The organism is Pseudomonas sp. LBUM1647 (assembly GCF_059716175.1).
This window is the reverse complement of the sequence record NZ_CP166809.1, coordinates 6,094,812-6,107,674: the sequence shown is the minus strand read 5'-3', so window position 1 is coordinate 6,107,674 and position 12,863 is coordinate 6,094,812. Positions and strand designations below refer to the sequence as shown.

Below are 12,863 nucleotides of genomic sequence, written 5' to 3'. Positions count from 1 at the left end.
CATGGGTCTTTCTGACGAAACGCAGTTTTTGGATCTGTAACGCGCCGAGGATCGGGCGCAAGGTTTCGTTATGCATGGCAGGAGGCGTCACATGCGTTCATTTCTTCTATTGCTGACGGGGCTCATCTGCGCGACCGCGGCGTTGGCCGAGCCTTCGGCCGAGGTGTCGGAACCCGTGGGTGGCTGGCGTTATTCCGGCCTGCTGGACCGCAGTGAAAATCCTCAAGTCGCCTATCCCACGCCACCGATCGATCGCGGTGTGCAGCGCAATCGCACCATGATCCAGGGCCAACTCAAGGCCATCGGCACTCAGCGAGGGCCGCACACCCTGGCCGTCAACGGTAATCCTCTTAATCTGTACACCGACGATCAGGGGCGTTTCGCCCGGCCGTATGCGTTCGGAGCCGGCTCCAACAGCGTCGAAGTGCGCAGCGCCGAAGGCCAGTCGCTCAAGCGCGTTCAATTCTATGAAGCCAACAACCTGCGTACCCCGGCGCGGATTCGCGTGGTGCTGGGTTGGGATGACCCGAAAGCCGAACTCGATCTGCACATCATTACCCCCGACGGCCAGCATGCGTTCTGGGCTCGCCCGGCGATGAGCAACGGCGGTGGTCTGGACCCGGACGGCGTCGATGGCCCCGGCCCGGAAATGTTCACCATGACCGCACCGATGCATGGCACCTATCTGGTTTACGTGAACTATTGGGGCAACTTCGGCAGTGGCGGCTATAACTTCGATGAGACCAGCAACCAGAATGAGGTGATCACCTCGCAGATCAACCTGGTGCTCAACGAAAACACCGTCGACGAAAAACGCGAGACCTTCATCGTGCCCCTGCGGGCCATCGGTGACCTGCTGCTGGTCAAGACTTTCAACTATTAAGCATCCCGCTCCACGGATGACATCGGGTTTTGTGAACATGAGCGATAACACTGTTTCTCCGGCCGCCGAAACGCCAGCAGCCAAAACTCCTCGCCGCTGGCCGGCGCTGCTGGTCGGGCTGTGCCTGGTGGCCGGCGTGGCGGGCGGTTTGGGCTGGTTTATGCACAAACCCAAGGCGCCGCCGGCGGAATTGGCCAGCGACAAACTGGGCATGAGCCGGCCGGACGGTCTGCTCGAAACCCACTCCTTGAGCCAGTTGCCCAAGGATTTGCTGGCGGTGCCGTTCCTCAAGGAAACCCTGACTGAAGATTTCGTCTTCTATTACGAAGCGCATGCGGATCGTCTCGGTTTGATCGGCAGTCTGCGGCGGATCATTTACGAACATGACCTGAAGTTGCAGGACAGCCTGATTGAACAGCTCTTCGATCAACCGGCGGATGTGGCGCTGTGGCGTGGGGCGGATGGCCGCCTGAAAGACTTTTTGTTGGTGATGGATCGCGGTGGTCTGGCCAAGGTGCTGGAGCCGCTGGCGAAAGTGGCGTTGGATGATTCACAGCTCACCACAGTCGGCACAGTGAAAGTCGGCGCCGACGATGTGGCGCTTTATCAACTGACCTACAACGCCAGCAAGGCAATGGTGTTCGCCTCCCATGGCGACAAACTGGTGGTGCTGTCCAATCCGGCCAAACTCTATGACGCGGAAAGTGGCCCTTCGGAAGAACCGGGCAGCGTCTCAACCAAATCCATCGCCGCGTTGCTTAACGGCGACAAACTGTTCCCCGAAGCTTTCGGCCTGTCACCGCGTGCCCCCGAGGTGAAACAACGCCTCTCGGTGAATTCCAGCGTCCTGGCCATGGGGTATCAGCGTTTCATCCCGAACTTCGCCGGGCTGCGTTTCGACATGGACGACAAGGGTTGGCACAGCTTCTTGGCCATGGACGAACTGGACGACCAACCCGACTTCGATTTCAAACCGATCTGGCAAGCCATGCCGATGGGCGCCAGTGCCTGTGTCGCCTTGCCGCTCGCCGCCGAACAACAAAAACCACTACTAGTGAAACTCGGTGCCGAAGAGTCGGTGGCCCAGGCCCTGACCGAACACATGGCCGGTGCCGCTGGCCTGTGCTGGTACGCCGATTCGCGGTTGTACACGCCGTTGCTGGTGGCCAGCCTGAACGATGACGACAGCGCCAAACTCGACGGCGACCTGGGCAATCTATTCGGATCAATGGTCGGTGCCTACGAAGGCAACGTCGAAGAACACGCGTTCCCGGTCGTAGAAAAACAGGAAGGCCAAACCCACCAATGGCAGCGTCAGGTCAGCTCCAACTTCGGCCCTTACAAGGCCAAAGATGCCGAGCAACCGGACGCGATCACCGGCAAGGCGTTCATGAAAGTCAGTCTGGCGCGCCACGGATCGACGCTGCTGTTTTCCCTCGACGACAAGCTCGTGGACAAAGCCCTCGGCACCCTCGACAAACGCTTCCCGCCGATGGCCGACGTGGTGCCGAAAGACCTGCTGATGCCGGTCTACTTCGGCCCGGATTCCATGGCGCAATTGATGCGACAGGAAACCCTCGACAGCCTGCCGCAGGACATGGAGCCGGTGTTCTACAACGCCGCGCAGACTTACCTGATCCCGAAACTGCGCAAGCTCGGCGGCTACGGCAAATACGCCCTGACCTTGCCGGAAGGCAGCGAGCCCGACGGCCACTGGCAGTGGCTGCCGCTGGAATGGAAAGCGCTGTGACCGCACTTATCCGAGGCCTCGGCCTGCTGGCGATGTTGCTGGGCAGTCGCGCATTTGCCATTGAAGCCGCACCGCTGGATCCGCAGCAATCCCAGGTGTTTCGCGCCTGGTTCGTGCGCATCGCCCAGGAACAACTGACCCAAGGCCCGAGCCCGCGCTGGTATCAGCAGGACTGCGCGGGCCTGGTCCGTTTCGCCGCCAACGAAGCGCTGAAAGTCCACGACGACAAATGGCTGCGCAGCAATGGCCTGTCCAACCGCTACCTGCCGCCAGAGCTGCAACTGAGCGAGGCGCAACGCGGCCTGGCCCAGCAATGGCAGCAGGGCGGCGGCAAGGTCGGGCCGTACGTCAACGCGATCAAACTGATTCAGTTCAACAGTCATCTGGTGGGCCGCGACGTGTCGCAGGCCCGGCCCGGCGACTTGATGTTTTTCGATCAGGGCGACGACCAGCACCTGATGATCTGGATGGGCCGCTACATCGCCTATCACACCGGCACCACCACCCCGACTGACAACGGCATGCGCTCCGCAAGCCTGCAGCAACTCATGACATGGAAGGACACCCGATGGATACCCGACGCAGCCAACCCCAACTTCATCGGCGTCTATCGACTGAATTTTCTCTCCCAATGATCGGTGCCCGCATGTTGCGTTTTCTGCCTCTGCTGTTGGTCCTGGTGCTGCCTTTTTCGGCGGTCAACGCCGAAGACACCGTCGAGCCGAGTGGCTACACGCCGGTTGCCGGTGAAAGCTTTTTCCTGCTGGCCGACAGCAGTTTTGCCAGCGACGAACAGGCGATGGTTCGCCTCGAAGCGCCAGGTCGCGATTATCGTCGGTTCCGCATGGAGCCTTACGGCGGCGCCGACATTCGCGTGTACCGCATCGACAAGCCGCTGGATTTCCTCAAGCGCCAGAAGAACCTGCACCGCGTGGTCAGCGATGGCCAATTCAAGGGTGAAGGACTGTCGAACACCCTCGCGTACCTGTGGGACAACTGGTACCGCAAATCCCGTCGCGTGATGCAGCGAGCGTTCTCCTACGAATCGCGTAAGCAAGTCACCGAGGAAGTGCCGGAACTGAAGATGGGCGCCGCCATCGCCGCGCCAACGCCCTACGATGCTCAGCCGCAATTCGCGCTGATTCCGGGTCTGCCGGTGGTCAGCCAATTCCGCTATCCGCTGTGGCAAGCCAAACCGATCCAGCCGCCTGAAGGCGTGAACCTGGCCGGATCTTCCAGTGAGTTCGTCAGCGTTGCACCGGGTAACGTGTACATCCCGTTGGGCAATCTGAAACCGGGTCTGTACCTGGTGGAAGCGCTGATCGGCAAGTACCGCGCGACCACCATGGTCTTCGTCTCCAACACCGTCGCCGTGAGCAAGATTGCCGGTGATGAATTGCTGGTGTGGGCCGCGCGCAAACACGAAGGCAGTTCGGTGCCGAAGGTGAATGTGCTGTGGACCGATGGCCTCGGCGTGATGAGCAGCGGCGCCACCGATGCCGATGGTTTGCTGCGTCTGAAGCACGTCAGCCCGGAGCGTTCGTTCGTGATCGGCGAGGACGAAGAGGGCGGGGTGTTTGTCTCCGAGAACTTCTATTACGACAGCGAAATCTACGACACCAAACTCTATGCCTTCACCGACCGGCCGCTGTATCGGCCGGGGGATTGGGTGTCGCTGAAGATCGTCGGTCGCGAGTTCAAGAACGCCCGCGACTCTGTGCTGCCGACTGCAGCCGACGTCAACGTGACCGTGCTCGATGCCACCGGCACGGCGCTGCAATCGCTGGCGCTGAAACTCGATTCCAAGGCGGGCACTCAAGGCCGTTTCCAGTTGCCGGACAACGCGGTCGCGGGCGGTTATGAGCTGCGTTTCAGCTACAAGGATCAGGCCTACAGCAGCGCCTTCCGTGTCGCCGAATACATCAAGCCGCACTTCGAGATTTCCCTGAACCTGGCCAAGCAGGATTACCGCACCGGCGAACCCGTAAAGGGCAGCCTCGTGCTGCTGTACCCGGACGGTAAACCGGTGGCCAACGCCAAGTTGAGCCTGAGCCTGCGCGCCCAACAGCTGTCGATGGTCGACAACGAACTGCAATACCTCGGGCAATTCCCGGTGGAACTGACCAGCACCGAACTGACCACCGACTCTAAGGGCAACGCGACGCTGGATCTGCCGGCTGCCGAGAAGCCGAGTCGCTACATGCTCACCGTATTCGCCAGCGATGGCGCGGCGTATCGGGTCAAGACCACCAAGGAAATCCTCATCGACCGCGGCGCGGCGAGTTTCAGCCTGCGCGCGCCTCAGCGTTTTAGCGCGGTGGGCGACAAGGTTGCGTTCAGCTACTTGAACGAAGGCGGCAGCGAACAAAGCAAAGCGGTCACGCCGAGCAGCTACAGCTGGGTGCGTCTGGAAGACCAGAGCACCGGCGAAGGCAAACTCGCCGCGAAAGACAAAGGCTTCACCTTGGCCTTCGACCGTCCGGGTACTTACAACCTGACGTTGAAGGATGACCATGGCCGCGTGGTGGGTGCCAGCGGTCATTCGGTCACTGGCGACGGTGTCAAAGCCGTGCCGGGCACCGTGGAAATCGTCCTCGATAAAACCGAATACAAGGCCGGTGACGAAGCCCTCGCATTGATTACGTTCCCTGAGCCGATCATCGATGCACTGCTGTCGCTCGAGCGCGACAAGGTCGAGGCCACAGCGCTGCTGTCCAAGGGCGGCGACTGGCTGAAGATGGAAAAACTCAGCGAGACCCAATACCGCGCGCGGATTGCGGTGAAGGATAATTTCGCGCCGAACCTGACCTTCTCGGTGCTTTACACCAAGGGCGGTCAGTACAGCTTCCAGAACGCCGGCATCAAGGTGGTTGCGCCGCAGATCGACGTGGCGATTGCCACGGACAAAGAGGCGTATCAGCCGGGCGATACCGTGTCGGTGGACCTGACCACGCAGTTCGCGGGCAAGCCAATTCCAGCGCACCTGACGGTCAGCGTGGTCGACGAAATGGTCTATGCGCTGCAACCGGAAGTCGCGCCGACCATCGACCAGTTTTTCTACCACCCGCGCCGCAACAACGTGCGCACCAGCGCCAGTCTGTCGTTCATCAGCTACGACGTGGCATTGCCGGGCAGCCCAGGCGCGCCGGGCAAAGCCAATCGCAGCGAGCGGGGAGTGAAAGTGCTGGAGCGGCCGCGTCGTGAAGATATCGACACCGCCGCATGGCAACCGGAATTGATCACCGACGCCAACGGCAAAACCCGTTTCACCTTCAAGATGCCGGACTCTCTGACCCGCTGGCGCATCACCGCCCGGGCCATCGCCGATGACGGTCAGGTCGGGCAGAAAAAGCAATTCGTGCGCTCGGAAAAGCCGCTGTACCTGAAGTGGAGCGGCCCGACCAAATTCCGCACAGGCGACAAACCGGATCTCGGCGTGTTCGCTTTCAGCCAGGCCGAGAAACCGGTCAAGGCTGAGTTGGTGATTCATTTCGGCGGTACCGAACAACGCGTCCCCGTGACGCTGAATAACGGCATCAACTACATCGCGCTGCCAGCGTTCGCGTTGGCCAGTGGCGAGTGGACGGCTGAGCTGGTGCAGGACGGTAAAACGGCTGATGCCTTGGCTGTGCGACTGACCGCGACCGGCGAAGGCTGGCAAGTGACCCAAAGTCAAAGCCTGGACGTGGCCAGCGGTGATACGCCGCTGACCTTGCCAGCGGACGCGACGGATATTCGCCTGCGTCTGGATGACAGTCCGCAAGCGCTGTTCCGCTCGGCACTCGACGATCTGTTGGGTTATCCGTACGGCGGCGTCGAACAAACGGCCAGTCGTTTGCTGCCGCTGAGCATCGCGTATCCGACCTTGTCGTCGAATCCGCAAATCCGCGATCGCTTGCGCCTGATCATGCAAAACAGCCGTTTGCGGCTGGTGCAAATGGCCGGGCCTTCGGCGAGCTTCACCTGGTGGGGCATGGACGGCGAGCCGGATGCATTCCTCACGGCTTACGCGTATTACGCCGACTGGCACGCCAGCAAAGCCTTGGAACTGAGCCTGCCGCCGGAGCATTGGCAGCGGGTGCTGGAGGTCTATTCGAAGCAGGCCAAAAACACGCCGCTGTTGCAGAGAGCGCTGATTCTGTCGTTCGCCAAGCAGATGCAATTGCCGGTGAACACCTTGCTCAGCGGTTTGATGGATGATCTGTCGAAAGCGGGTGAGGGCAATGCGGCGAACCTGATGGACGATGGCGAAGACAGCATCGTCATGAGCGATCCGGATTCGGCGTTGGGTCTGGCGGCGGCGCGTGTGTTGACGGCCTCTTTGGCGAAGCAATCGAAGGTGACTCTGCCGGACGCATTCAATCGTCAATTGCCAGACGCGCAACAACGATTGGCAGTCAGTTCGCAGCCGTTTGCCGAAGCCTTGAACCTGTCGTTGCAAGCCTTCGATCAGGCTCACGCGCAAGCGTTGTTGCAACGTCTGCTGCCACAGCAATCGACCCTGGAACGTGCGCTGGCGCTGACCTGGTTGCAACGCAGCATCGAGCAGGCATCGCCCACCCTCTTACTGGCTCCGGGTGAAGGCTGGAAGAAAAAATATGGTGATACCGGTGAGACTTATTGGACGTGGCAGGGTGCTGCGCCAGTGCCTGCGGTGCTGTCGCTGACCGGTGCGCAAGAGCGTCCGTTGCGAGCGGCTTTGAGCTTCCAGACCAAACAACCGCTGGTTGATCCGATGGCCGTGACCATCACCCGTCGCCTGTCGCGTCTGGTGCCGGGCGACGAAGCCTTCACTTTCAAACTGGAGGCGGTCGGTACCAAGCCGTTGTCCAGCGACAGCCTGTATCTGGACGAAGTGATCATCACCAGCAAAGCCGCCAAACCGCTGCGCTACGGCATGCTCGAAGTGCCGCTACCTCCGGGCGCCGATGTCGAGCGCACCACGTGGGGCATCAAGCTCATGGGCAAGACTGGCACCGAACCGTCCGCGTTGGAGAAAGCGCGTTTCGAGCCGGGGCAAATGGCTTACGCGATTCCGGTTGATGCCTTGAGTGGTGAATTGCGTCTGCGTCATTTGGTGCGCTTCTCGCAGAAGGGCCAGTTCAACCTGCCTCCGGTGCGTTTCACTCAGGTCTATGCGCCACAACATCAGGCGCAAGAGCAAAAACCGGCCCTCGGCCAGGTCACGGTCAACTGACATGACCCGACCTCTGGTCTGGTGGCTGCTGTGCTTGATCCCTGCGCTGGCGACAGCGCAGGAGGAGCCGCTGCGGCTGGCTTTTAAAGGTGAGTTACTGTCCTTGAGCCGGACTCAGGTGATCGCGCGCGAGCCGTTGCCTGCTGATGTGCAGACGCCGTTGGGCAGTGTGTGGAAGTTGTTTGTGTACGGCTGGCTGTTGGATACCAATGCCCATGAGCCGGCTTACGAATGTCGCGGTCAATCGAAAGACGAAGTTTACTGCTGCACGGCGGGCGGCAAGATTGAGCGCGATCAGGCCTTGGTGAAGTCGTGCGGGTTGTACTTTGCGCCGCAGCGGTTGGGCATTGCTGGCGCTGACTGGCGCACGTATTGGCAGGCGCGGCAGGCACCGGAGTGGTTGCTGGATGTGGCTTCGTTGCAGCCTTCCACGCGAGTTTCAGTGACTGAGTTGCTGCGAATGCTGGCCGTGATGCCGGCGCAGGATCAAGCGCGGCGGGTGTTGCTGGATGTGGTGTTGAATGCGGCTGACGGCAATGTCGTGGGCGAACTCGGTGGCCGGTTGCGGGTGAAAACCTGGAGCTGGTTGGGGGATAAGGACCCTTCGTCGCGTCAGGGTGGTTTTGCCGGGTGGACAGTGGATGGCACGCCGGTTTGGGCGGGTGGGCGTGGGACCAGTCAAATGGTCTTGCGTCACTACGGTGGGGCGTTGGCTTCGGTGTTGCCGGTGGATTGGCCTTTGGATGCGGGACGGTGTGTCGAGGTGGGGCTGTTTTCACGCTATCCCATCGGGCGCGTTCTGGCGGGGGATCGTGTTGTTGAGTCCGGGCCCTTGCTGGGCGATTACCGCGTCGAATTCACCAACGGCAACCAACTCGATATCCACAGCGACGGCGAACTGTTTTTGCTGAAAGACACACTGATCGCCCGTCTGGACCGCGAAGAATACGTCGCCCGCGTCCTGCAACGCGAAGCCAGACCCGAACCCGCCGAAGCCGCCAAAGCTTTGGCCATCGCCATCCGCACGTATCTGCTGCAAAACGCCACCCGCAACGGCGACTGCCTGAGCATCGACGACAGCAGCAGCCGGCAACGCGTCGCCCCACGTCCAGCCACCGCCGAATCACGCCACATCGCCGCCTGGACCAGCGACCTGGTCCTCGCCGGCAGCACCGTCACCTACCACTCCGACCAGCCCGGCCCGGACAAGCTCTCCTGGCAGCAAGCCGTCGAACAAGCCAACGCCGGCCAACGCTACGACGCCATCCTGCTCCACGCCTACCCCCGCGCGAGCCTCAGCCGCTGGGACAATCCAGTCGCTTCCTGCGAAGCGCTCCCCGCCGCGCAAGACTGGCTGCTGAACCAACGCCGCGGCTGGCGTCCGCGGTTGGAAAACGAGGTTGGCTACAACGAAGTCAGCACCTTCGCCGTCTGCCGCCTGGCCTTCGGCCGCCCCTATGTCGACCGCGAACGCCAGCGCATCTACGTGCGCGGCGTGTTGTCGCTGCAAGACCGCCTCGACCTGACCCACGAATACCTGCACCTGGCCTTCGAAGCACACCCTAACGGCCAGGATGAAACCTACATCGAAGGGCTCGCCCGCCACCTCTTGCTGGAATAGGCCATGAAACTCCGTTATCCACAGGTCTTCCTGTTCCTCTGCTCCTTTTGCGTATGGCCGACGACGTTCGCCGCCGAAAGCGCCGCCAAACTCGACACACCCGTTGGCGGCTGGCGCACTGGCGCGCCTGAAGGCGAAGGCGAAAACTTTCGCCAGATCGTCAACTACCCGGCCTCCTCGGTGAACACCCCGGTGGGGCAGGCCAACACTGCACGCATCACCGGTCAGATCAACGCCACACCCAAGAGCAACGAACCCGGCAGATTGATCGTCAACGGCGTCAGCATGCCACTGAAAATCGACCCAGCCGGGCGCTTTGATCGCCCGTTCTCATTCCCCAACGGCAGCAACAGCGTCGAAGTCCGCAGCCCCGATGGCCAGCAACGGCATCGCACGCAGTTCCTGAACGCCAGCGGCGGGGCAACGCCGGCGAAATTGCGGGTGCTGCTGGCCTGGGACAGCGACGGCACCGATCTCGACTTGCACCTCATCACCCCCGACGGCGCCCACATCTGGTACGGCGATCGCGTTGTTCCCAATGGTGCTGCGCTCGATGTTGACGTGACGACAGGATATGGGCCGGAAATCTTTGCTATGCCGGCGCCGATCAAAGGCCAATACCTCATCTATGTGAACTACTTTGGGGGCGGGTATCGCAGTGATGATGAGGGGCAGGAGGAGGCGGTTCAGCCGCTGACGACGGCGCAGGTGACGGTGATTACAGAGGAGGGGACGCCGAACGAGAAGATGGAGACGTTCCTGGTGCCGATGCGGGCGGTGGGGGAGTTGACGTTGGTTAAGGGGTTTAGTTATCCGTGAGGGCGAATCGTCGTAGCAGTGCTGCGACTATTAAATCGGGCAGCAGCTTGCTGCCCGATTGCATGGTAAAGATGCATGGCGAAGCTCATGGCATCTACTTCAACGGCAAATCGCAAACTGACTCGATCAGCCTAAACCCTGAGTTCGAGTTGTACTCGCAGAAAAGTGTGATTCTGCAAGCGCTGCAGCGCGGGCGGGCGCCCATGACCACGAACGAGCTGGCGCAACTGTTGAAAAGCCGCAGCCTGCGTCACGCTAAGCTTTACATCAACGAATTGACCCTCACCAACCAGCTCGTGCAAATTGACCGAATGCTCTACACCACACCGGAGCTTGGCTACGAAAACGTCGATCTGGATGCCATGCGCCAGGCCATCAACGCGGTATTGCTGCACCACAGCAAACCCGTCGACCCATCGGTGATCCAGGCAGAGCTAAACATGCGGCATGGGGCGACCTACCCAAAATACTTCTATGGCTCGCTGGCGCGTTTTTTCGCTCAGCAGCAGCACTGGCATCGTCGGCAGAGCCTATTTGCTTTGCAACCAATTGCCTTTGGCAGCTTAACCGGCGCGATCGAGTCCCTGTGCTCCACGGATGAAAGTATGGAAGTTAACGTCGAGGTGTTACGTCGACACATCGCGATCACAGATGAGGCAGCCAGAGTGTCCATTTACAACTGGAAAGCCACCTCCGCGCGTTAAGGTAACGCTGAATGACCTATAGCCTTGAGTTTGATCAGCGTGCGCTGAAGGAATGGCAAAAGCTGGGCGATACCATCCGGCAGCAATTCAAGAAAAAACTGGCTGATATCCTGGAAAATCCAGTATTAGCGCGTCGTTCATTTTAGGCGACAGGAAGTAAATATTTCTGTAGAAAGACTTTTTATTGTGGGGATGCAGACGTGTGGAACAATTGGCCGACCGAATCTGATGCAAACTTTCTCTTGGGTGTAAATAAATAATATGAATCTCGACTCTACCCTTCTTCAATTCGAACATGACTTCAGCGCTTTGCTGGCTTCTGCACCTCCCTCGCGTGCGCAAACGCTGCTGGCGTCTGCCGACCATGTTTATCTGCTTGCCCCTAGCTCTATTATGGGCGTGATCTACGCGCCGATCCTGGCTCGCCGTCTGACCGAGCAGGGTAAGCGGGTTTTTCTTGTCGATGATCACTACGCAGCGCAGGGCGATCACTGGCAAGAATGGCCCGTGCTGAGCTCAGACGCGTTCGTTTCCCAAGCATACGGTCAGAATGCGGCTGTTTCTGTCAATATGTCGAGTGCGCCGTTTGTACATGGTTACTTCTCTCAGGTTTCAGCGCGTGCACAGATGGCGGAACTGGATATGATTCCGGTTATGGACGTGTTCGAGGTGCCGGTAGTTTACCAAACCGCCAGCACTATGCGCGCTCAAACTATTGCCCGAGCCGATGACTATCGTAAACTGGCGCGACGTTTGGCAGACCCGCTCAGTATCAAGACCTTACTGGCCATGTTGACGTTGAGATTGAACTTTGATCGCAATGCCTTATTGCCCGTATTGTGCAGTCCTGAAGACGAGTACTTCGCGTCCTACCCTGGCGGCAGCACCGACACCTTTAAACTAGGTGAGCAGGAAGTGTTGTGTGACATTGGAGCTCATGTCGGAACGACAGTCCGCAAGTTCATTTCTGCCACGCGCTGGCAGTATGCCGCCATCCACGCCTTCGAGCCTGATATTGAAAATTATGCTGCCCTCGAAAAAAATTATTCCGCGAAGCTGCCAAACTTCCAAGCGCACAATATCGCACTATCCGATGCACGCTCCACCATGCGTTTCTCCCAAACAGGCACGATGGGTAGCCGATTGGATTCAGACGGTAACACTCATATTCAAGCGTTACCGCTCGATGAAGTGGTCGATTATGCAACCTTTATCAAAATGGATGTTGAAGGGCACGAGACCAGCGTATTGCGAGGTGCACGCAAACTGATTCAGAGCCACAAGCCGCGTTTGGCTGTCACGGGGTATCACTTCGCCGATGACTTGCTTGATATTGTAGATTTGGTGTTGGACATGGAGCCTGAATACCAACTGCGTTTGCGTCACCATTACTTTTACTATTATGACTCCATCCTTTATGCACAGGTTCTCTCATAATCAAACCAGAGTTTCCTGCGCAGCGTTATACCTCCCAGAAATGGTTTGACTTGGAAAGCAAGGAGCTCTTCGGTAAACCGTGGGTTCTGATGGGGTTGACGAAGCACTGTTATCATTTACTGGTTGTGGACATGGTTCAACTCATTTTACTGGCGCATGTTCGAGCGTGGTGCGTATCGGATTGACAGGGACTCCGTTCAGATCCTTGTCACGACAAGCCTAGTCGGGGATTTTGTGAAGTAATCTCATCACTCCGGTAAAATCGGGTTAATTCAATGATATTAAATCAACACGGAAATGTCGCTTAACTTAGGAGTTAAGCGACAGTACACCGTGGATCCGCTTTATAGGTGTCGGGTACATCTGTCGCAAGTGGTATTTACCTACGGTGTTCTTTACGGGACACCAAAATCTTCAAATAAAAAAGATTGGCATATATTCAAAAATCTCGA

Annotated in this window: 8 protein-coding genes and 1 pseudogene; all 9 read left to right on the top strand. The window is 59.1% G+C overall.

The genetic code is table 11. The features are described from left to right. Positions 1-91: 91 nt before the first annotated feature. Positions 92-883: a YfaP family protein gene (locus ACA059_RS28220; protein WP_497631782.1), complete on the top strand. Its 792-nt coding sequence runs from the start codon at positions 92-94 to the stop codon at positions 881-883. A 37-nt stretch (positions 884-920) separates the two neighbouring features. Next, positions 921-2,633 carry a DUF2138 domain-containing protein gene (locus ACA059_RS28215; protein WP_497631781.1) on the top strand — a complete coding sequence of 571 codons (1,713 nt, stop codon included), beginning with the start codon at positions 921-923 and terminating at the stop codon, positions 2,631-2,633. Continuing rightward, a complete protein-coding gene (locus tag ACA059_RS28210) occupies positions 2,618-3,268 on the top strand; it encodes a DUF1175 domain-containing protein (RefSeq protein WP_497631780.1) in 651 nt (216 codons plus the stop codon). Before ACA059_RS28215 ends, ACA059_RS28210 begins: the two co-directional genes overlap by 16 nt. Next, a complete protein-coding gene (locus ACA059_RS28205; protein ID WP_497634743.1) occupies positions 3,265-7,830 on the top strand; it encodes an alpha-2-macroglobulin family protein in 4,566 nt (1,521 codons plus the stop codon). The genes ACA059_RS28210 and ACA059_RS28205 overlap by 4 nt, the downstream gene beginning before the upstream one ends. 1 nt (position 7,831) lies before the next feature. Continuing rightward, on the top strand, positions 7,832-9,451 hold the full coding sequence (locus ACA059_RS28200; protein WP_497631779.1) for a DUF2300 domain-containing protein: 1,620 nt from the start codon (positions 7,832-7,834) through the stop codon (positions 9,449-9,451). Between the two features lie 3 nt (positions 9,452-9,454). Further along, complete coding sequence (locus tag ACA059_RS28195; protein ID WP_497631778.1) at positions 9,455-10,270, top strand: YfaP family protein; 816 nt, start codon at positions 9,455-9,457, stop codon at positions 10,268-10,270. Beyond that, the gene (locus tag ACA059_RS28190) at positions 10,267-10,974 is read left to right on the top strand and encodes a hypothetical protein (RefSeq protein WP_497631777.1); all 708 of its coding nucleotides are present in this window, start codon (positions 10,267-10,269) and stop codon (positions 10,972-10,974) included. The genes ACA059_RS28195 and ACA059_RS28190 overlap by 4 nt, the downstream gene beginning before the upstream one ends. 11 nt (positions 10,975-10,985) lie before the next feature. Next, positions 10,986-11,096, top strand: a pseudogene (locus ACA059_RS28185) (type II toxin-antitoxin system RelE family toxin); the annotation flags it as partial. 139 nt (positions 11,097-11,235) lie between these two features. Continuing rightward, complete coding sequence (locus tag ACA059_RS28180) at positions 11,236-12,411, top strand: FkbM family methyltransferase (RefSeq protein ID WP_497631776.1); 1,176 nt, start codon at positions 11,236-11,238, stop codon at positions 12,409-12,411. Positions 12,412-12,863: the final 452 nt, after the last annotated feature.

Coding starts and splice junctions, on each gene's coding strand:
- ACA059_RS28205 (WP_497634743.1), top strand. CDS start 3,265: ATGATCGGTGCCCGCATGTTGCGTTTTCTGCCTCTGCTGTTGGTCCTG.
- ACA059_RS28210 (WP_497631780.1), top strand. CDS start 2,618: ATGGAAAGCGCTGTGACCGCACTTATCCGAGGCCTCGGCCTGCTGGCG.
- ACA059_RS28215 (WP_497631781.1), top strand. CDS start 921: ATGAGCGATAACACTGTTTCTCCGGCCGCCGAAACGCCAGCAGCCAAA.
- ACA059_RS28195 (WP_497631778.1), top strand. CDS start 9,455: ATGAAACTCCGTTATCCACAGGTCTTCCTGTTCCTCTGCTCCTTTTGC.
- ACA059_RS28180 (WP_497631776.1), top strand. CDS start 11,236: ATGAATCTCGACTCTACCCTTCTTCAATTCGAACATGACTTCAGCGCT.
- ACA059_RS28220 (WP_497631782.1), top strand. CDS start 92: ATGCGTTCATTTCTTCTATTGCTGACGGGGCTCATCTGCGCGACCGCG.
- ACA059_RS28200 (WP_497631779.1), top strand. CDS start 7,832: ATGACCCGACCTCTGGTCTGGTGGCTGCTGTGCTTGATCCCTGCGCTG.